Genomic DNA, 20,691 nt, shown 5'->3' with positions numbered 1-20,691 from the left:
TTGTGGTGATATCTGAGGGTGTTATGACTCAACTACCGATCACATCGGTTGAACAAGGCGTGTCTGCAAAAGTGGCTCGTTCAATTTTAGCCAGTTTTGAAGCTATGTTTGCGGAATTTCTCAATATCACCTTGAGCGCTCAAGCTCGGTTCGAGCAAGCGCAGTGGCAAGGTGTACAGCAAGCCATGCGCGACAGGCTCAAAGTTTATGAAGCAAAAGTGGCGGTGGCGAAACTGGCGGTCAGTACGATAGCCTTTGATTGCCTAGACGATAGTAAGATGTGGCATCAAGCAAAACGTTATTATGCACAGTTAGTAAGTGAGCATGAAAACGATGCAATTAGCCAGACGTTTTTTAATTCGGTGTTTGGTTCTATTCGCGGGCATAATAAAATTCGTGATGTTCATTTATTTATATTAAAACGTCAATATCGGCAAAAGAATCAGAGTCGTGAGAAAGTAGAAAAAAGCATTTCAGAATCGGCATCATTACCAGTGGCATTAGCGTCTCTATTGCAACAGTTTCATTTTCGCTTACCTTATGAAAACCTCACCCGAGATATTAATGCCTTAGTCCAAGCGATCGATTGTCACGCCAACCCTATCGCTCACCAAGTCGGTGGGTGGAAGATTCAATATGGTAACTCTCTGTTTTTTAGAAATAAAGCCGCTTACATCATCGGAACTCTTCAATGTTTAGATACGCCGCCCATCCCCTTTGCGATAGCAGTGTTAAATAATGAGCAGGGCGCGATTTTTATTGACAGCATCATGCTCGGTGAAGCACAACTGAGTATGTTATTTGGCTTTGCAAGAACCTATTTTATGGTGGATACCGATAAACCGCAGGCCTATGTGGAGTATCTGTCTCGTTTGTTGCCCAATAAAGAGCGATTTGAGCTGTTTAATGCGATTGGATTTATCAAACATGCAAAGACTGAGTTTTATCGCTTTAAAGTCGATTCGACTCGTAAAATGCCCCCCACAGAGCGCTATTGTAATGCTGCAGGGATAAAAGGCATGGTGATGGCCGTGTTTACTACAGAGCAATCGGATTACGTGTATAAAGTGATCAAAGATACATTTATGGCCCCCAAACAAATTACGCGTAAGCAAGTGATGGAAAAGTATGACTTTGTCAAAAATGCTGATCGGGTCGGGCGGTTGGTCGATACCCACGAGTTTCGATTTTTAGCATTTGACCTATCGCGTTTTTCACCCTCATTGTTAGCCCAGTTGCAACAAGAGGCAAGATCAAGTGTCGTGATATCAGGCAAGGCTCTGATACTGAAACATGTCTATGTAGAGCGAAAAATGATACCTCTAAATCTTTATATCCAATCGGCGACTGACCACCAACTCGAACACGTGATGTATGAATATGGCCTCGCCATCAAAGAACTGGCGGCTGCAAATATTTTTCCTGGCGATATGTTAATGAAGAATTTTGGCGTTACTCGTTGGGGAAGGGTGGTCTTTTATGATTATGATGAAATTTGTCCGTTAAGCGAGTGCCACTTTAGACGATTACCTGTTGCACATACCCAATATCAGCGTTTATCCGATACGCCTTGGTTTTTAATTGATGACAATGATATTTTCCCAGAACAGTTCCCGGTGTTTTTTACTGGCCATCCTAAAGCGAAGCAATTATTTGAACGATTTCACGCTGATTTATACACACCCGAATTTTGGGTTGCCACTCAAAACAATTTACAACAAGGGCTGATTGCTGACGTGTTCCCATATAAGCAAACGACACGCTTTTCAAGAAAAGATGCAGTATAATGTCACCAAAATACTGATAATGTTAAATTATGACCGAACAAGAATTTTGGCAGTTAGTGACTGCAACAGATCCGCTCGCCTCTCCAGAGCACATCGCTGATGAATTAAAACAACGTTTAACCCCGCTTACAGACGAGCAATTAGCTGCATTTGATAAGCATTTTAATCAAAAAATGCGTTTAACCTATGTTTGGCCACTTTGGGGAGCCGCGTTTGTGATAGCTGGCTGTAATTCGGAATACAGCTTTTCGGAATTCCGCTGTTGGTTAATATCTCGAGGTGAACAAGTCTTAAATGCGACCTTAGCACAGCCGGATGATTTAGCTGATTTCGACGTGGTGCCAATGAAAGACCGTTTACCTTATCCCTTCTTGGACGAATATGACTTAATTGCGGGATTACTGTACGAAGAGCGCACTGAAGATGAATTGCCATTTGTGCCATCTGGGCTATCAGAACCTAAAGGGAAACGATTTAAAGATAAAGCCAAAGAGTTAAAAAAAGTCTATCCAAAATTGTACCAAAAATATTGGCAAATAGGCCTCAATTAAATAAGGTTCACTCAATGGTGCTATCGCTACGACGGCTAATCTTTGTCAGTACTTTGATTCTCTTCATTGTACCTTTAAAGTTAAATGCAGTGGATATTCGTTCAGAGTGTAATTCTCAACCTGCTCGATGTTTAACCGAGATCCGCAAACAATTAGATCAAGTGCCCCTGCAATCGTTTCAGTATTTTGAATATCAGATTATTCATATGCAGACTTTGTTCGCGTTAGCACATTTTGAGACGCTGTATGGTTTGACGAGCCGCTTCGTGTTACAGCCATCTTTACCACCTTATTTTAAAATCCACGCTTACATTTATCATACTAAGATGTTGCAAGTATTAAAAAAAGAAGAAGAATCAAGTCGATTTAGAAGCGAAGCGGAACAGTTACTAAATGAAGTAAATAAGAATTTCGAAGATCCAATCTTACTGGTGCAGCTATTAAACTTGCAGTTGTATAGTGATATCGACCCACGTATTCCGTATCGGATGTTAAAAGGGTTAGCCCAGAAATTTCAACGCAGGCAGTCACCCGCATTTAAATATGAATTGTTTTTAAATTTGGGTCACTTTGCTGAGCGGGTCGCAGAAACTGATAAATCGGTGGCGTATCGTCACCAAGCCGTTCATTTTGCGCAGTTGCTTAACAGCCAATACAAATTGGGCGAAAGTTTATTTAATTTAGCACGGGGCTATAGTAATCAAAAAAACCATCAGCAAGCCTACCAATATTTTGCAGATTCTTTACAAGCTGCGCGTTTAGCTGAAGATTTTGTTGGTGTTGATTTAGCCATTCTTTATCTTGCCCAAGAAAGCCTAGCACTGGGAAAGCATTCTCAAGCCAAAGAATGGTTTCAGCAATTAGAGAATATCGAAGTGCTACCACCGCTTCGCCAGCCACTTTATTTACATATTATGCAGCAGCTGAATTAATCTTGGCTGTCGTGCGTTTGTTCTGATGTTTCGGCTAATTTTGCTCGCTCAGCTTTAGAGACATAAGCGGGTTTATTACTTGTGTGTAATTTCGACTTTGCCTTTTTTAGTTTCTTTTTTAAAATATCGTTAATTTTCTTTTTGCGGTTCATGGCCTGCTCCAGCTATCGATCTGAGGCGCGATTGTACGTTTTGCCACCTTGAAGGCAAGTTGTTTTTAATTTTGGAGATAAAAACTTCACTCAAAACCCCAAAGGCTGGTTCTTTTTGGAGGTTGATTGCGTTCATGGGGTAATTCCTGTACTCTGGCGCGCCGCATTTGGCGGTCTGATATGTATGTAAGAGAGCAATTATGAGTTTTGCCCGCCTGGGTTTATCCGCACCTATACTTGATGCTGTAACAGCGCAAGGTTACGACACGCCAACTCCTATTCAATTAGCTGCGATACCCGCCATTATTGAAGGACGCGATATGATGGCTGCGGCCCAAACGGGGACAGGTAAAACCGCAGGCTTTACTTTACCGTTACTTGAACGATTAGTAGCAGGTAAAGCTGCCAGTCATAATCAAGTGCGAGCGTTAGTCTTAACTCCTACGCGTGAGCTTGCGGCACAGGTTGCTGAAAGTGTGGAGCTTTATGGTAAAAATTTACCCTTAAGTTCTTTTGTTGTGTATGGCGGGGTTAAAATAAACCCACAAATGATGCGTCTGCGCCGTGGCGCTGACATTCTTGTTGCAACACCGGGTCGCTTGCTTGATTTATTTAATCAAGGGGCAATTAAATTTGACCGATTAGAAGTATTGGTACTCGATGAAGCGGATCGAATGTTAGATATGGGCTTTATTCATGATATTAAAAAAATCATTAAAGTCTTACCGGTAAAACGCCAGAACTTAATGTTCTCTGCTACGTTCTCTAACGACATTCGAGCGTTAGCGAAAGGCTTGATCCATGATCCAGTTGAGGTATCAGTAGCTCCCGCCAATACCACGGCTGCAACGGTAGAACAATCGGTTCACCCTGTCGATAAGTCGAGAAAATCAGCGCTTCTCACACACTTAATTAAACAACATGATTGGCAACAGGTATTAGTGTTTACTCGAACTAAGCATGGCGCGAATCGATTGGTGAAACACTTAGAAAAAGAAAAAATTAATGCTGCCGCCATTCATGGTAATAAAAGCCAAGGCGCACGGATGAAAGCCCTTGCAGGTTTTAAAAACGGTGAAGTGCGGGTATTGGTTGCTACTGATATTGTGGCTCGAGGTTTAGATATTGACCAATTACCGCAAGTGGTTAATTTTGATTTACCTAATATCGCTGAGGATTATGTACACCGTATTGGACGAACAGGGCGTGCGGGCGCATCAGGGCATGCTATTTCGTTCGTGACAGCCGAAGAGGTTGCGGAGCTTTCTGATATTGAACGCTTAATCCAGACGTTGATTAACCGTGAGATCGTGAAGGGGTTCGAACCAAGTGCGGCTGTACCACAAACAGATTTAAACGTAAAAATAAAAAAACCGAAAAAGCCAAAAAAACCAACTGCTAATAATGGCCGTGCTACCCCTTCGGAAGGTCAAAAGCCAAGACGTGCACAGCCCAAAAAAAATACATCGGCTAATGATGAAAGTAAGCCAGCCAAAAAGCGGGTTTGGCGACATAAACCAAAGAAAACAGCGCAGTAAAAAAAATCCATCGTTAGATGGATTTTTTTTTATCTAAGTTTGTTAAACTGATTTTTTGTCATTGATCTTAAAGTTCACACAATGAAAAACCTTTATTTATTCTTACATATAAGCTGTTTACTCAGTGCAATTGGGATTAATCAATCTGTGCATGCCAACCCACAAGCGGCCAGTGCACCCAGTGTGGTGCTGATTTCAATTGATGGATTTCGCTGGGACTACATTGAAAAGCATCAAGCAAAAAACATTGCTAACATTGCTAAAAAAGGTGTTAGAGCGAAACATTTAAAGCCTGTTTACCCAACCAAAACTTTTCCCAATCACTTATCAATTATTACAGGTTTACTGCCAGTGAATCACGGTATCGTGGATAATAATTTTTGTGATAAACAACGTAATCAATGTTACAAAATGGCTGATGGAGGACAAGATAGCTCCTGGTTGTCAGGTGTACCGCTTTGGAATTTAGCTTCATTACAAGGTGTGAAGTCCGCGACTTATTTTTGGCCTGAATCGGATGCATTATTTAATGGTTTAAAGCCGGATTATTATTATCATTATTCGAAACACAGTGATTATCAGGCGCGCGTTGATCAAATGATTTTTTGGCTTACACTCCCTCCGGCTCAGCGTCCTGGGTTTATTGCAGGTTACTTTTCGTTAGTCGATACCCAAGGTCATGACTTTGGGCCAGATGCACTAGAAACATTTCAAGCAGTACAAACTGTCGATGCATTGATTGGGCAACTCGCGCAGCGAATTGCAACGCAGGTCAGTCAGCCGGTGACACTGATCTTAGTATCCGATCATGGGATGGCCGCTATCGAGCCTGAACAATCTATCGCCATTGACAGCTTAGGGATCAGTGAAAATGATTTTATTGTTAAAAATAGTGGCACACGTGTGCAGTTTTATAAAAAGCCAACCAGTCAACTGGATGTAAAAAAGATTAAGTCTCAATTACAAGACAAGGCGAAGGGGCGTTATGAGGTGTTATCAGATAAAGTATTAGCGCAACGAGGGTATGTGGATAGCCCACGCATTGCGGATATTATTATTGAAACCCGCGCTCCAAAAACATTTTCTACAAATGGACACAGTGATTACCTTGGCACGCACGGTTACGCTTATACGCAAGATATGGCAGGGCTTTTTGTCGCTCAAGGGCCTGAGTTAAAACAAGGTTTCGAGTTTGAATCTGCAAGTAATTTAGATATTTACCCGTTGGTGGCTCATTTGCTTGGTTTAAAGTTACTCGGACCGATCGATGGCACAGAGACTCTGAAGCATGCAATATTAAAATAAAGGCGAGGGGATCAGCCGTGTTTGTTAGCATGGCTGAAATTTTAAGTGTGCTAATTGATATTGCTGTAAATGCAGGGCATTTTGGGCTTGTTCAATACTGATAGACTCAAAGTTTATTTTACTGCCTGCAGCCATTTGACTTAATTTATGGCAATCTATTGATAACACTGTACCAATTTTTGGATACCCACCGATGGTCTGCCGATCATTCATTAAAACAATTGGTTGGCCATCAGGTGGAATTTGTACGGCGCCTAAACTGATCCCTTCTGAATACAGCTGAGATAACCCGCTGCTAATTTTTGGCCCTTCAAGGCGATAACCCATGCGATCACTTTGTTGATCAACCCGAAAATCATGGTGAAAAAATCGTTGTGATTCATTCGCTGGAAATAGTGAATATTGGTAACCAGGGATGAGTCGTAGCACCGTCTCTTTGCTATAAGTAGGTTGTAAAGACGGAGCGAGCATTTGATTGTTAGATATTGAGGCTTTCTGGCAGCTCAAAATCTGTTGAGCTGATAAAGCTTGACCGTCCAACCCCCCAATTTTTTCGCGCACTGTGGTCGCGACTGATCCAAAGCTCGCCTTGGCCAAAAAACCGCCAGAGATTGCAAGGTAGCAGCGTAAACCCTGTTGGCTATAGCCAATGTCTAATGTATCTCCTTGTTTTAATTGCATGGAGCGCCAATGGCCTTGTTGTCGTTGATTAATTAACACATCACAATGCGCACCGGTTACAGCAATACTGCAATCAGTTAAAGCTGTAAAGCTTGCCCCCCCATAACTCAGCTCAATTTGAGCGGCATTATCCGGGTTGTTCAGCAGACGATTGGCGACTAGAAAAGCAAATTTATCTGCTGGACCTGAGGTTGTTAATCCGATGTGTGCTTGACCAAAACGACCTAAATCTTGTAATTGACTCAAAAAACCTGGGTGATTGACATAGAGTGCTTGTTTCATAGCCTCCCACCTAATTTTAAAAACTCTGCTTCATCAATGCGATAAAACTCAACCGTATCGCCAACTGTATATGGGAGATAAGGCGCCTGCTCTGGGTTGAACAGAGGTTGAGGACATAAACCAATTAAATTCCAACCGCCCGGTGAAACACTCGGATAGACGGCCGTTTGTCGATCCGCAATAGCAACGGCTCCGGCGGGAACTTGATGCCTAGGTGTATTAAGCCGAGGCATGGCGATTCGATGGTCGACTTCACCTAAAAATGCAAAACCAGGTGCGAATCCGATGGCAAATACATCATAGTGCTGTGCCACGTGTAACGAAATGATCTGCTCTTTGCTTACACTGTGATGATCAGCGATACGCGCTAAATCAGGCGTAGTGACTGCATCGTATAAGACTGGCAGACGAATATGCTGGTTAGCTGAACGTTCCCTCGCTTTATTACCGTTGAAACAGGCTTTTATCAGGGTTCGGGCATAAAAATGATCAATCTCAAGCGCATTGTAAGTAATTAATAACGAGATATAAGATGGAATGATATCGATTAAATACTCGCCAAAGTGCTGTTTGATCCGCTCACTCATTGTAGCGATGTCATTGCAGCTTTGTGGGCTTGGCTGATCGGCAAGATAAACAATCAGCGAATTATCACCCGCTGTGACTATTTTAGGTGAATTATGCATTTGATTGAGGCCGCTCAAGTTGGCACATAGCGTGTATTTTTTCAATCAGTGCAATGGCAGCTAGGTTATCGCCATGTACACACAGGGTGTCGGCTACAATTGGTAAAGTTTGGCCGCTCTGGGTGATGACAGTTTGCTGATTAATGAGTTGCTCAACTTGCGCTAACATATCGGTCTCAGATAACACTGCGCCCGGCTCAGTTCGCGGTGTCAAGGCCCCTGAGTCGAGATAGCGCCGATCAGCAAAGGCTTCGAATAGGAGTTCAACACCAAATTGACGGCTCAGTTCACGGTTTTCGTTACTCAGTGCACCGGCTAAAACCATCAATTTTAGTGGTTTATGGTAGTGGGAAAGCGCTGTTAATATTGTTGTGAAAATGGCCGCATCTGCCATCATATCATTATAAAGTGCACCATGGGGTTTAACGTAGGTGAGTTGCAAGTTATGGTTTTGGGCCATGCTATCAATAGCCCCAATTTGGTAGTGCAGCAGGGCAATGAGTTCTTCATGTGAGCATTTTATACTACGGCGTCCAAAACCAACAAGATCAGGATAACTAGGGTGGGCACCAATCGTGACCTGATGCAGTTTGGCGAGAGCGAGCGTTTTGGTCATTATCAATGGATCACCTGCATGAAAACCACAAGCGATATTGGCCATATCGATATGCGGCATCACAGCTTCATCGAGACCCATTTTCCATTGGCCAAAACTTTCACCTAAATCACAGTTTAATTTCATTGGCTTTCTCCTGTTAAAGAGTGGGGATGATGACTATAAACTTGCGTAATTTGGCCTAAAATCTCGGCTTGCCTTGCTCCTGTGACGGCTGGCGAATTGGCTGTTTTTCGATCAAGACATTGCTTGGCTAGCCAAGCAAATGCCATGGCTTCCATAGAATCAGCATCAATACCGTGTTCAGTGGTGGTATCGATGTGCCATAAAGGCAGTTGCAGCGCTAAATTCTTTAATAAGTGGTTGTTTTTTGCACCTCCACCACACACTAAAAGTGTGCCAGCAGGTAAGCTGTGTAACGGCGATGCAATCGATTTTGCAACAAAAAAACTCACAGTGGCCAACACATCAGGGAGTGAGAGTGCTTCAAATTGGGATAAAATTTGGTTTAGCCAGCTTAGGTTAAAATACTCTCGGCCCGTACTTTTCGGACCTTCAATAGAAAAATAGCTGTCAGATAAAAAGCGTGCTAACAAAGGTTGATTGACTTCACCACTGGCCGCTATTTTGCCTTCATCATCAAATAACATACCATTTTTCTGTTGTAAATAACTGTCCATGAGTACATTACCTGGTCCCGTATCAAAACCTCGTAATGGTTCGGGTTTTAAAATGGAGACGTTGGCAATGCCACCAATATTGAGCAATACGAATGATGAATATTGCCCTATTAAATGTGCGCAAAGTTGTTGATGAAATGGTGGGACTAAAGGTGCACCTTGACCGCCTAAGGCAATATCCATGCTTCTGAAATCACTGACGGTGGTGATTTGACATTGGCTAGCCAAAACACTGCTGTTTATTAATTGCATTGAAAAAGGCCAAGATCCATTTGGTTGATGGTAAATAGTTTGGCCATGGCAGCCAATAGCAATAATATCCGCAGGTTGCAGTTGAAAGTCTTCGAGCAATTGCATCACCGCTTTTGCATACGCTAAGCTGAGTTTGACTGATAAGGCCCCTAATTGCTCTAAATGTACCGTGGGCGTTTGGCATATTTTCAGTAATTGACTGCGCAACTCGGGTTCAAAGTGGGTGTCACTGGCAGCGATTAACCTGATGTTTTGCTCTTGAATATCAACTAAAGCCACATCGATACCATCTAAACTTGTTCCTGACATAATGCCAATGTAATAATGAGGAGTCACATCTTGCTCTGATTAAAATCATTAGAGCACTGATTTTAGGGGCTTTAGTGTATAAGTGCTAGCCTTATCATTTGAAAAACTCATTTAAGGACGTGCCATGAAAAAGGAAGCTCTATTATTTTGCTTATTTGGTCTGCTTCAAGGGTGTAGCCACGGGATTAAACAGACGTATCAATCAGATAACTATGATAGCCGAGTTCGGTTTTTAGTAATTCATTATACTACGGGTAATTGGCAAGACTCCCTTGACGCGCTAACTAAAGGTCAAGTGAGCGCGCATTATTTAATTCCAGAAAATCACGACACTTCTTTCACAGAAGGGGGTCTATCTGTGTATCGACTCGTCAACGAACAGCAACGAGCATGGCATGCGGGTGTCAGTCATTGGCAAGGTAGAGAAAACATTAATGATCAATCAATAGGGATTGAATTGGTGAATCAGGCACGTTGTGTGTATGAGCCATTAACTTGGACCGAGCAAAATCTCAGCGCAGCACAATTAGATTCGCAGTCTTTTTGCTTATATCCCAGTTTTGATCAGCAACAAGTGTCGTTATTAATCGCATTAGCAAAAGACATTTTAACGCGCTACCCCAATATCGATCCGACGGGCATTGTTGGTCACTCTGATATTCAATTAGGAAACAAACAAGATCCTGGGCCGCATTTTCCTTGGTACACGCTCTATCAACATGGGATTGGCGCTTGGTATGATGATGAAACGGTCTTTAAATATTGGCAGCAGTTTCAAGGAGAAACACTGCCCAATTATGAAGTGGTGCAATGTGCATTGCAGCGTTATGGTTATGGAATTGAGGTAACCGGGCAGTTTGATAAACAGACCTTTGACACACTTAAAGCATTCCAATTGCACTTTTTACCGTGGCAAGTAACTGGCGAGTTGAATGTAAAAACCATCTCAGTGTTATGGGCGTTAATGGAAAAATATCGCGAAGGGGTAATTGAGCGGTATTGTGTGCCTGTTGATTAAAAAGTTTCTGCGAGTGTTGAGTGCCACTCTATATGATTATAATTTGCACGAGCACGGTGTCTCAAGTCAGGTTTGAGGGATGACTCCTTGTTTGTACGATAAGGTAAATTACCAATATTTCATTTACCCTTTGCATAAGTTTTTCACATCTAGTGGGCTGAATGTTGATCTATTAGCTATAGTGACTGTGAATTCACTCATGTTGTTGAACATATTTTATGCTAAAAAAAATAGGCTCTGTCCTAATATGTTTGCTCTGGTTGGCTAGTTTTTCACTTTTGGCAAAAGCGCCTCTACTTGTTGTTACTGAAGAGTGGCCACCCTATAGTTTTACTAATGATAATGGCAAAGTTGTCGGGACGGCCACTGCAAAGGTGCGTTGGATCCTCGAACAAGCAAATATCGCGTATTCACTGCAAAGTTACCCGTGGGCACGTGCAATCGATTTAGCTACCACTAAGAAAAATGTCGCAATCTATTCTTTATATCGAACAGAAAAAAGAGAGCATAGGTTCAAATGGGCTTGTCCGTTAATTTCTCCGTTACCCACTTTCATCTATAAATTAAAGTCGCGGACCGATCTCGACGTAAGCTCACTGATTGATGTTAAACGATTTCAAGTGAGTGTCACACGAGGTGATCTGGCACAAGATGTATTGGTTAAAGAAGGTTTTGAGTTAGGGGTAAATTTAGATCTTGCAGCAAATGGGCAAATAAGTATCAATAAACTATTTGCTAAACGGATTGATTTTATTGTTTATTCTGAAACAGCTCTGCTTGAGCAACTAAAAAAAATCAATCGGAGTTATGATTCTCTTCAAAAAGTGGTGAAGCTTGAAGCGATAGAAAACTTACCTATTTGCATTGCATTTCATAAAGATACAGAAGATACATTAGTGTACGAAGTTCAGCAGAAGCTTGATTTATTAAATGCCATTTCGCAGAGTTTGGCCTTTTAGTTCGTCTTTTTGTTCGCTCTATTTTTGTTTGTAAAATCGATACATTTTCTAACAAATTACTTGGTTCTTTCTTAATGAACTGCGGGTATGATCGCGGCAAATTAGAATCATCTCAAGGACTACCTATGAATCTGAATTCAATGTGCTTTGTCGGCTTATTGTGTGCATCTTCGGGGTTGCATGCAACAGAAACATCAAGCGAGAAAGTGTCACACTCACTCACAAAAGAAGGGCGTTTTTTTTTCAATGCTGGGGCATTGAGTAATTATTACGAGTATGAGAATAACGATATAAAAGAAGCGTTGCCGAGTAAAATTACAGACCGTCTTGAGCAGTATCAGGTCGAAGGAGAAGAGTCAGATATCATCAATTATAACCTTGGCATTGGTTATTATGTGTATGACAATTTAGCGTTACGTTTTAATTATTCTGCAGATATAGAAATCGATTTTTTAGGTAATTTGACTACAAACATTTGTTGGTTAGGCTGCGAACCCGATGAAATAAAATTACACGATTATTATGCAATTAACATGGATATTTTTGAATTTGATGCCACGTATTATCCTTGGCATTTTACGCCTAAATTCACACCGTATGTGTTAGCGGGGGTCGCCATACATAAAATCGATGCCATTATTTATAATCGAAATATGGAATCGACTCCTTATACACGCGTGAATGTGGAAAGAGCGACGGAATTAGAAGTTGGGGCAAAGTTAGGCTTAGGGCTTCAATATGATTTTAATGCAAACTGGGGATTAAAGATGGGCTACAGTCACTTTAGTTATATGTCGATAGATAAAATGTATATCAACTTTGAGTATCGTTTATAAATTAAGGTCGTTAACTTCAATCTGTGATGTTCGCTTTATATGTGTCTTCTGACCACTTATCCTCAAAATTGGCCTTTCATCACTTTGTTAAATATTTCTCAATCTTGATCTGTATTGTTCATATCACAGTTTACATCCATTGATTTTGTCACAGGAACTGACAGAGCAATGGATGGGCTCATTATCCAATATTTTTGCAATTGATTTTCCCAACTCAGCACAGCCTCCAACCAAGGCTGTGCTTTTATATTGGCCTCAGAAATGTTTAGGAGATTGACTGTAAATTCCTACCGTATTGGAGCAAAAAGGTGCTTTGAGCTAAAATATAAGCTCAAATAAAGGAAGCCTCATGGAAAATACCACCCTCTACTACATTTACGATCCTATGTGCAGCTGGTGTTGGGGGTACAGAAAAACTTGGCTAGCACTTGAACAAGCACTTAAACCTTACGTTATGATTCAATATCGATTAGGTGGGCTTGCCCCTGATTGTCACCAACCTATGAGTCAACATATGAAGACCCATTTGCAGCAAACGTGGCGAACCATCAGTCAGCAGTTGAATGTTGATTTTAATTTTGATTTTTGGCTTAAGTGTCAACCTAGGCGGTCGACGTACCCGGCATGCCGTGCTGCGTTAATCGCTAGACAGTTTAATAAAGAAGCCCAAATGCATTTTGCCATTCAACAGGCTTATTACCTTCGTGCTCAAAATCCATCTGATGAGGACACACTAATCGCTTTAGCACAAGATATTGGTTTACCAGCTGATGAATTTACGAGGTTGTTAACTAGCGCTCAAATCCAAGATGCGTTGCTATCTGAAATTGAAATGGTACACCAGTGGCCAATTTCGGGTTTTCCATCGTTGGTTCTGATGCAGGGCGATCAAGTAAGCTCCGTAGAAATCAATTATAAACACTGGCAAGACACGTTCGATACGATTCAACAACTTCTATGATTTTAATGAAATGTAATACGGAGTAATAATTTTTTTGATTTTCTGCACTACACTGATAAACACACGCAGTGAGCGATTTTTAAATTAGTCTTTAAAACGGGCATAACGTTGCTTAAATAATTACAAAGGATCAGTAATGTCAAATCATTTTATTCAGGGACCGAAAGAGTTCAGCCATGAAATTAGTCCTCAAGCGCGCCGTGCTTTTACCGATGCCTTAGATGGGATTGATGCTGTGTTATATGAGCCTGTTGCAGTATCGACAGAAAGTAACCTCGGAACTAATTACGCTTTTTTATGCAATGCTATCCAAGTGACGCCTCATTCGTCTCCGTATCCAGCAATGGTGTCTGTATTCGAAGATTTAAACGGCCGAGTAGGGCTGACACAAATAGAAAAATTAAGTTTCTAAAAATTGAGCTGCTAGCACTAAGGTCTTAGCTCTTTTATAAAGTATAACAATGGACATCGATATCCTTTTTTTTGCAACAAGTTGTAATGGAAAAATCAGCACTAAACAAGTAAGCTAAATATAAATCAATACAAACACTTATTTTTATGTCTAGCACTGGTTCACTCTCACTTCTATTTTTCTTGTTCTTCTTTAGTTCAGCAGTTTTGGCTGCGCCAAATCAAGAGGCATTATGCCTTTTACTCAATCAACAGGTTTCGCAATTTAGCCATGTTCCTAATAGCCGCCAATATCGGGACGCAAAAAGAGCCTATGATCGTGATTGTCGAAATTTACCAAAAAAGAAGTCAGATCCTGTTGTGACTTCGACAACGCAAATAGAGCCTGAAAGCATAGAGGATAAGACTGTCACCATAACAAAAGACGCGATAGAAAATAAAATAGAACCACCGACAACATCAATTAATGATCAAAATGAGAGTCGAGCAGAAGCTGAGAAGAATCATCAACCTTCTGAGCTGTTAAATGCTCCATCCGATCAGACGGTACCCGAGCAAGAACAGCAGACTCAGGAAAAACAAGCTCAATTAAAAGCGCTGTATGACAAAGAGCAAGAAAAACAAAATAGCCCCTCTGTTGCAGATCCTTCGTTTTTAGAAGCACAAGCGCAAAGCGCGATAAAAGCTGCCCCGGTTTTGCCTCGCGAGCCTGCTCAGCAAGAGCCTTCTTTATTTGCTGATTTGTTGCTGCCCACGATCTCGATTATCGTTTTACTGATTCTCATTGCAGGAGGGCTTTGGCAATTAAAAGGGCGGGGCGCCGCAATTAAAGCTAAAACGGCTGATTTAGCAGCAAAAGTGAATGAGAAATCCATTGCGGTTAAACGAGATAAAAGTAAAAAGAAACGTTTAGCCAAAGGGCTCGATCCTGAACTTTATTCCTCGTTTAAACAATTAAACATTGTGGTAGAGGGACAACAAACAAAGAGCATAGAACGTGTTATTGTCTCAGCGTATGGCCTTTTTGTAATTGTTGCCCCAGAAGCCAAGGGAGCAATCTTTGGTGGAGCTAACGCAGCACAATGGTCAGAACACAATGACGATAAAACAGTGCCATTTGATAACCCACTGCAGCTGGCAAATCAATTATCACATGCTTTAGGCCGGTTGCTGGATGTTTCTGAAGGGTTAAAGCCTTTAGTAATGTTCCATGATTCAGTCACGTTTAAATCTCCTATGCCAGAAAATGTGATTCATCGCCACGCTTTAATAGAGACAATAAAGGGCGTGAAGCAACTTGAATTTATGGATGAGCAGGTTGAGCAGTTTACACAGATATTAACGACACTGTTTAATGAACAGTATCATCAAAAAGATGCGATGCCAGTTGATGAGTATGGTTTTATTGCTTCGGCAGGGCAAAGTGAAACAAAAGAATTAGAGCGGGTTAATACATCTGCTACCGGATCTGAACACGCGCCAGACACCCAGATACTTAAGCAACCAATTAAAGAGACACCGGTTGCGAAACAGGAGAATCCGCAGCTAACTGAGGAACCTGCGGCTCAACATGATGACAAAGAACAAGATATGGGAGAGTGTGTGAGCCCAGCTACATTTATTGCAGATATCAGCTCTAACACGGCACCACGTCAAGCGTCGACAGGCGATGAAATAAACGATCCTACCAAGTTAACAACATTACCTGATAGCGACAACTCTGATGCTGCCCATGTTGAAGAGTCATCGGTAAACAAGCTAGAGCCTGAAATCACACCGCAGCCGACATCATCGGACTTCACAAATGAATTTATACGGACTGAACCGTCCGTTGATGAAACCCAAAAACAACAAGAGAGCCTTGATGCAGATGAGGTTGCGCAAATAGATGCGATGGAACAGGCTCGTGAAGCGAAGCGTGTACGTCAACATTCTGATCATCAGTTTAAAGAGCCTGTAGTGCGAGAGTACATTCCTGAGCCAGATGAAGATGTGGACGAAATAAAAAGCCGACAAAATAAACCCTCTTATCAAACTCAAGAGGTTGATAATCAAAGCCCTGTTGATCTTAAGTTAAACACTGACAAGGCGAATGATTCTGAGCCAGAAAAGAGTGACCACGATGAGACGTTGCATCAAGGTATCGCAACTGACGATATTGAATCTTTGACTGAAACAGATACTTTGGCATCATCAGAACCTCATTTAATGGACTTTGAGCCTGTAAAAATTGCCAAAGGACTTAAGCCTGAAATTCGTAATGATCCAAAAACACTACTGAACCCAGCAGAAGAAGGTGAAAAGAAAAACCTTTTTGCCAACTTATCTCTTGATCCTGATTGGGGCAACACTCATGAGTTTGAACCAACAGCAAAAACAGCCGAGACTCAACAGCAAGAAAAAAATAATGATATTAGCTCAGAACCGCCAACGAGCGAAGAGCAAGCATTCATTACACAAGCGGTGGCATTTTGCCCACAGTGCTTATCAACGGTTGAACAATCTACCGATGATTCAGGGGCGAAAATATTTACGTGTTCGTCGTATCCTAAATGTGACTTTAAAAGAACGTTACGCTGATGACTTCATTGAGATAAATCTCCTCGTAGTGCGACAAATAGCTAGTTGTGCAATGGCCACAAAACTGTTTCTCTATCACTAAACCAATAACCAGAGGAAAAAGTATGAGACCAACATTTTTATCCTTCGTATTGATTGTATCAGCCTATAGCACAGCGCAGGCTGGTACAATCGATAGTCAAGACTTAGTCAGTGATAATACCTTCACTCAAGGAGTTGAAGGGCCCGTCGTGTCGTCCCAAGGGCACCTTTTTGCGGTAAATTTTGCCAAACAAGGCACCATAGGTGTGGTCACGCCATCAGGGGAGGTCTCGTTATATGTCACGTTGCCTGAAGGCAGCACTGGTAATGGCCTACAATTTGATGCGAGTGGTGATTTACTGGTAGCTGATTATACTGGTCATAATATTTTAAAAATTGACTCTAAAACGAAAGATATATCAGTTTTGACGCATAACCCCAATTTTAACCAACCAAATGACATCGCTGTCACTGCTGGTGGGGTTATTTTTGCCAGTGATCCTAATTGGGCTCAATCATCTGGACAATTGTGGCGGGTTAACCCGAATGGCACGTCACAATTAATAGAAGCAAATATGGGAACGACTAATGGCGTGGCTGTCAGTGCCGATCAAACAACATTATTTGTGAATGAAAGTGTGCAGAGGGTGGTGTGGGCGTACGATTTAGATAAAGATTATCAGATCAGTAATAAACGTGAGTTAATCCGTTTTGATGACTTTGGTCTCGACGGCATGCGTACAGACTCGAAAGGGCATTTATATATTGCCCGATATGGGAGTGGCACTATCGTGAAGTTATCAAAACAAGGGAAAGTCATAAAAACTTTTCATTTAAAAGGCCAGTATCCAACCAATGTGGCGCTGAATCCGAATGAAGATACCTTATATGTCACGATGCAAAAACGCGGGGGTATCGAAGTCATTAAGCTTTAATTCAATTTGTGCAGTGACCTAAGGTGGCTGCACTACTTCAACATAGGATAAGTGAAAAAAATCAAATGTGTTAGATTAACTAAAAAATGCACCGCGATACTGTAGCGAATATGACCGGTCCAGAGATAAACCAAGCCGTACAATACACCTGCGATTGATGCAACAATCACATAACTGATCCCACCAGAAAAATGCGCTAAACCAAATAATAGAGAACTGATTATCAATGCGGGAATAACCGCCACGACTTTTTGTAATTTTTGTAAAATAAAGCCACGAAAAAACACTTCTTCAGCGACGCAGGTAATCAGCAGGTTGTTTAGGGCAAATAACCACCACCAATTTGGCACTGCGATATCAACCGCGATTAATTTCATATTGATACAGGCTAAAAATAAAGAAATAAACAGCAATGTACACAGTAAAAACTGCAGGACTGGCAGCGTGAACATTCGCACAGAAACTTTAGGTTGCTCATCAATCAGGGTGGGCCAAGCCGACAAGAATAAAAATAAAATCAGGGCTTTATCCCAGTTTAAATACATAGAAAAGGGCAAGCTTATCGAGGATTTTTCGCTGCTATCGATAACCAGAAGGTTATGAAAACCCGGTACTAAGTGAAGTGCCAGTGAGAGGGCGCCAATAATAAGCAACATCTGGAGCAGGAGTTGAACACTGGGTCGTGCCTTTTGGCTAGATAAACCAATAGTCATTAAAAGACCCACACTAATAATAGCTGCAACCGTGAGCACCCCTCCTATGTAAGCTGTAATCAGAAAGCTTATCAGGCAGGTATGCCAATAACGTGGTTTCAGCATTGTTATAGCAATACTGAGTAACAAAACAATGCAGGTCCCTTGATGGGATTGCAACAAATCAGTGTTGAACATGTTATTCGCCTAAAATAAACGGCCTCAAATGAAGCCGTTTATTGAATGATTAAAGCATAGGTTTTAACACATCAAAGAGGGCATCAATATGATCATCACGATCATTGAGCGCAGCTATATATCGATAGTGTTCTCCACCGGCATTGATAAAAATGTCACGGTTTTCCTCTTCTAACTCTTCGAGGGTTTCTAAACAATCGGCGCTAAAAGCTGGACTCACAATGGCTATATTTTTGATCCCTTGTGCTGGTAAGTTTTCAAGAGTTTCATCTGTGTATGGTTTTAGCCATTCAGCTTTACCAAATCGGCTTTGAAAAGTCGTAATCACTGACTTTTCATCTAAGTTGAGTTTTTCAATAACAAGACGTGTCGTTTGTTGGCACAGACAATGGTACGGATCACCATGATCTAAAAAGCGCTTTGGCATACCATGGTATGAAAAGATGATTTTTTCTGGCTGGCCATGCTTCGCTAAATCTTCTGCAATACTGTTTGCTAATGAATCAATATACGCCGGTTGTTTATGGTAACCATTGATAAAATGAAGCTCTGGCACCCATCGCCATTTTTTTAATACATTTGCAACAGCATCAAAAGTTGATCCTGTTGTTGGACTACTGTATTGCGGATAAAGAGGTAAAATCACTATTTTTGTGATGCCTTTATCGCGCAAAGTTTCAAGCCCAGCTTCAATCGATGGGTTACCATAGCGCATAGCCATCATTACATCGACATGTTCAAGTCCCATAGATTGGAGTTTATCTTGCAATTTTTGTTGCTGTAATTGCGTGATATGGATTAAAGGTGAACCGTTTTCAGTCCAAATCCCTTGGTAAAGCTTAGCCGAGCGTTTTGGCCTGATCCGTAAAATAATACCATGAAGAATGATAAGCCAAATTAAGCGTGGAATTTCTACAATGCGTGGATCGGATAAAAATTCAGCTAAATAAGTGCGAACCGCTTGGGTCGTGGGTGCGTCGGGACTGCCTAAATTTGTCAGTAATACCCCTGTTCTTTGATTGAAACGTTGTTCATGAGGGTTATCTGTAATGGCTGAAAAGCGTGACACGTGAAGCTCCTTTGCTTATGACTCAAATACACAGGCATTATAGTGATAAGAAATAACATTGGTATGATTTATCTTAATAAAATAAGGCAATTAGGCAATTTATGCCGATCAATGGGTTTGGAATAGCCTCCTCTGAGTATATTCCGACATTTATCTTAAACGTGAGAACTCACAACCTCCCTAGATAGTGGTCTGCGTTGCCCGTGTTATTGTGAAGAGATCAGATAAAACATAATGGTGCGTTTGCTCCCTTCAACCTGTACTACGTGCCGAAATGAATAGTTGATCAGTCGATGTAAAAAATATTTTTGCAAACCCCTAGCATAATTTATCACCTTGATTATAGTAGCGGTCTCTCCTTCATAGTGAAGGGGCGCTGGCCTGAGAAAGTCAGAAAAATACCTAGGACATAAAATGGCGAGTAAAAAAAGTAGACCGAATCAAAAAATGCGCTGTGACGCAGGTCGTGGAGTGATAAAAGACAACGCATTAGCGGCTTTGGTCACCTCTAAAGTATTTAGAGTACAAGTCGTTGCGGCTAAAAAAGGAAAAGGCGCCTTTAAACGGACGCTAAAGCATAAAGGCCAAGAGTCTTATTTAAACGCAGCTTAAACCAGCTGAGTTCAACTAAGGCTTTTAGCTACTCGCAACTTAAAGTGCAGAAAATGGCGGATAAAATGTTACAAATCCCGGCGACTGAACGATTACAGTTTAAATTTATCACTGCGCAGGATGCAGATATTCTCTACCAACTCGATAACGATCCTGAGGTAATGAAGTATCTAACTTCAGGTCGAACCTCAACCAGAGCACAAATAGTCGAAGCGTTTTTACCGCGTTTGGCGTCTTATGCCGATCAAACGCTAGGGTATGGCTTGTGGCTAGTGAGTGGTTTGCAGAGCAATGAACCATTTGGTTGGGTATTGGTGAGGCCGATGGGCTTTTTTAGTGATGCGCCTCAGCCAAATAATATCGAGCTAGGCTGGCGTTTTTTCCGGCAGCAATGGGGCAAAGGGATCGCGACAGAGGCCGCTCAAACCATCATGAACACAATTAGACAACAAGGTGCAGTCACGCAGTTTTCAGCTACAGCTTTAGTCGATAACAGTGCTTCGATTGCCATCATGAAAAAACTGGGTATGGACAAAGTCCGTGATTATGTTCATAAAGATGAACAGGGTGAATCGTTCGCAGTTGAATACAGTGTGAACTTAGTATAACTAGCGCGATATTTGAAATA

21 protein-coding genes are annotated in these 20,691 nt (G+C 41.5%); 14 read left to right on the top strand and 7 right to left on the bottom strand.

Annotated features, from left to right (window positions below):
- Nucleotides 1–23: 23 nt before the first annotated feature.
- From aceK to AC3KVK_RS09340, 3 genes are read left to right on the top strand one after another with little or no spacing between them, the layout of a single operon-like run.
- Nucleotides 24–1,787, top strand: coding sequence for a bifunctional isocitrate dehydrogenase kinase/phosphatase (gene aceK, locus AC3KVK_RS09350; RefSeq protein WP_490312994.1), 1,764 nt, complete (start codon nucleotides 24–26; stop codon nucleotides 1,785–1,787).
- A 29-nt stretch (nucleotides 1,788–1,816) separates the two neighbouring features.
- Nucleotides 1,817–2,338 carry a DUF4240 domain-containing protein gene (locus tag AC3KVK_RS09345; protein ID WP_490312995.1) on the top strand — a complete coding sequence of 174 codons (522 nt, stop codon included), beginning with the start codon at nucleotides 1,817–1,819 and terminating at the stop codon, nucleotides 2,336–2,338.
- A 14-nt stretch (nucleotides 2,339–2,352) separates the two neighbouring features.
- Nucleotides 2,353–3,270: an apurinic/apyrimidinic endonuclease family protein gene (locus tag AC3KVK_RS09340; RefSeq protein WP_490312996.1), complete on the top strand. Its 918-nt coding sequence runs from the start codon at nucleotides 2,353–2,355 to the stop codon at nucleotides 3,268–3,270.
- On the opposite strand, the gene AC3KVK_RS09335 is transcribed toward AC3KVK_RS09340, so the two are convergent.
- Nucleotides 3,267–3,422 (bottom strand): DUF2986 domain-containing protein, encoded by a 156-nt coding sequence (locus AC3KVK_RS09335; RefSeq protein ID WP_490312997.1) that lies wholly within the window; start codon nucleotides 3,420–3,422, stop codon nucleotides 3,267–3,269. The genes AC3KVK_RS09340 and AC3KVK_RS09335 overlap by 4 nt on opposite strands.
- Nucleotides 3,423–3,622: 200 nt before the next feature.
- Between AC3KVK_RS09335 and AC3KVK_RS09330 the strand changes: the two genes are divergently transcribed.
- Complete coding sequence (locus AC3KVK_RS09330) at nucleotides 3,623–4,960, top strand: DEAD/DEAH box helicase (protein WP_490312998.1); 1,338 nt, start codon at nucleotides 3,623–3,625, stop codon at nucleotides 4,958–4,960.
- 81 nt (nucleotides 4,961–5,041) lie between these two features.
- Complete coding sequence (locus AC3KVK_RS09325) at nucleotides 5,042–6,265, top strand: alkaline phosphatase family protein (RefSeq protein WP_490312999.1); 1,224 nt, start codon at nucleotides 5,042–5,044, stop codon at nucleotides 6,263–6,265.
- A gap of 24 nt (nucleotides 6,266–6,289) precedes the next feature.
- Here AC3KVK_RS09325 and AC3KVK_RS09320 read toward each other — a convergent pair whose 3' ends face one another.
- From AC3KVK_RS09320 to AC3KVK_RS09305, 4 genes are read right to left on the bottom strand one after another with little or no spacing between them, the layout of a single operon-like run.
- A complete protein-coding gene (locus tag AC3KVK_RS09320; protein ID WP_490313000.1) occupies nucleotides 6,290–7,228 on the bottom strand; it encodes a 5-oxoprolinase subunit C family protein in 939 nt (312 codons plus the stop codon).
- On the bottom strand, nucleotides 7,225–7,914 hold the full coding sequence (pxpB, locus tag AC3KVK_RS09315) for a 5-oxoprolinase subunit PxpB (protein WP_490313001.1): 690 nt from the start codon (nucleotides 7,912–7,914) through the stop codon (nucleotides 7,225–7,227). The genes AC3KVK_RS09320 and pxpB overlap by 4 nt, the downstream gene beginning before the upstream one ends.
- Nucleotides 7,907–8,656, bottom strand: coding sequence for a 5-oxoprolinase subunit PxpA (locus tag AC3KVK_RS09310; protein WP_490313002.1), 750 nt, complete (start codon nucleotides 8,654–8,656; stop codon nucleotides 7,907–7,909). The genes pxpB and AC3KVK_RS09310 overlap by 8 nt, the downstream gene beginning before the upstream one ends.
- Nucleotides 8,653–9,798 carry an anhydro-N-acetylmuramic acid kinase gene (locus tag AC3KVK_RS09305; RefSeq protein WP_490313003.1) on the bottom strand — a complete coding sequence of 382 codons (1,146 nt, stop codon included), beginning with the start codon at nucleotides 9,796–9,798 and terminating at the stop codon, nucleotides 8,653–8,655. The genes AC3KVK_RS09310 and AC3KVK_RS09305 overlap by 4 nt, the downstream gene beginning before the upstream one ends.
- 97 nt (nucleotides 9,799–9,895) lie before the next feature.
- Here AC3KVK_RS09305 and AC3KVK_RS09300 point away from each other — a divergent pair, with 97 nt between their 5' ends.
- From AC3KVK_RS09300 to AC3KVK_RS09270, 7 genes are all read left to right on the top strand, one after another.
- Nucleotides 9,896–10,789, top strand: a complete 894-nt coding sequence (locus AC3KVK_RS09300; protein WP_490313004.1) for an N-acetylmuramoyl-L-alanine amidase — start codon at nucleotides 9,896–9,898, stop codon at nucleotides 10,787–10,789.
- A 218-nt stretch (nucleotides 10,790–11,007) separates the two neighbouring features.
- Nucleotides 11,008–11,748 carry a substrate-binding periplasmic protein gene (locus AC3KVK_RS09295; RefSeq protein ID WP_490313005.1) on the top strand — a complete coding sequence of 247 codons (741 nt, stop codon included), beginning with the start codon at nucleotides 11,008–11,010 and terminating at the stop codon, nucleotides 11,746–11,748.
- A 125-nt stretch (nucleotides 11,749–11,873) separates the two neighbouring features.
- Nucleotides 11,874–12,584 carry an outer membrane protein gene (locus AC3KVK_RS09290; protein ID WP_490313006.1) on the top strand — a complete coding sequence of 237 codons (711 nt, stop codon included), beginning with the start codon at nucleotides 11,874–11,876 and terminating at the stop codon, nucleotides 12,582–12,584.
- A gap of 349 nt (nucleotides 12,585–12,933) precedes the next feature.
- Nucleotides 12,934–13,545, top strand: coding sequence for a DsbA family protein (locus tag AC3KVK_RS09285; protein WP_490313007.1), 612 nt, complete (start codon nucleotides 12,934–12,936; stop codon nucleotides 13,543–13,545).
- 136 nt (nucleotides 13,546–13,681) lie between these two features.
- Nucleotides 13,682–13,957, top strand: coding sequence for a hypothetical protein (locus AC3KVK_RS09280; protein ID WP_490313008.1), 276 nt, complete (start codon nucleotides 13,682–13,684; stop codon nucleotides 13,955–13,957).
- A gap of 146 nt (nucleotides 13,958–14,103) precedes the next feature.
- Nucleotides 14,104–16,536 carry an NERD domain-containing protein gene (locus AC3KVK_RS09275; RefSeq protein WP_490313009.1) on the top strand — a complete coding sequence of 811 codons (2,433 nt, stop codon included), beginning with the start codon at nucleotides 14,104–14,106 and terminating at the stop codon, nucleotides 16,534–16,536.
- 104 nt (nucleotides 16,537–16,640) lie between these two features.
- A complete protein-coding gene (locus AC3KVK_RS09270) occupies nucleotides 16,641–17,492 on the top strand; it encodes an SMP-30/gluconolactonase/LRE family protein (protein WP_490313010.1) in 852 nt (283 codons plus the stop codon).
- A gap of 32 nt (nucleotides 17,493–17,524) precedes the next feature.
- Here the strand turns inward: AC3KVK_RS09270 and AC3KVK_RS09265 are convergent, their stop codons facing one another.
- Nucleotides 17,525–18,382: a CPBP family intramembrane glutamic endopeptidase gene (locus AC3KVK_RS09265; protein WP_490313011.1), complete on the bottom strand. Its 858-nt coding sequence runs from the start codon at nucleotides 18,380–18,382 to the stop codon at nucleotides 17,525–17,527.
- 49 nt (nucleotides 18,383–18,431) lie between these two features.
- Nucleotides 18,432–19,451: a ferrochelatase gene (hemH, locus tag AC3KVK_RS09260; RefSeq protein WP_490313012.1), complete on the bottom strand. Its 1,020-nt coding sequence runs from the start codon at nucleotides 19,449–19,451 to the stop codon at nucleotides 18,432–18,434.
- A 414-nt stretch (nucleotides 19,452–19,865) separates the two neighbouring features.
- On the opposite strand from hemH, the gene arfA reads away from it, so the two are divergent.
- Complete coding sequence (gene arfA, locus AC3KVK_RS09255) at nucleotides 19,866–20,063, top strand: alternative ribosome rescue factor ArfA (protein WP_490313013.1); 198 nt, start codon at nucleotides 19,866–19,868, stop codon at nucleotides 20,061–20,063.
- A gap of 53 nt (nucleotides 20,064–20,116) precedes the next feature.
- Nucleotides 20,117–20,671, top strand: a complete 555-nt coding sequence (locus tag AC3KVK_RS09250) for a GNAT family N-acetyltransferase (RefSeq protein ID WP_490313014.1) — start codon at nucleotides 20,117–20,119, stop codon at nucleotides 20,669–20,671.
- Nucleotides 20,672–20,691 lie beyond the last annotated feature (20 nt).

It is taken from the genome of Pseudoalteromonas sp. J2K-J979, assembly GCF_058169715.2.
The sequence above is the reverse complement of the archived record's forward strand: the minus strand, read 5'-3'. Positions and strand labels throughout refer to the sequence as shown.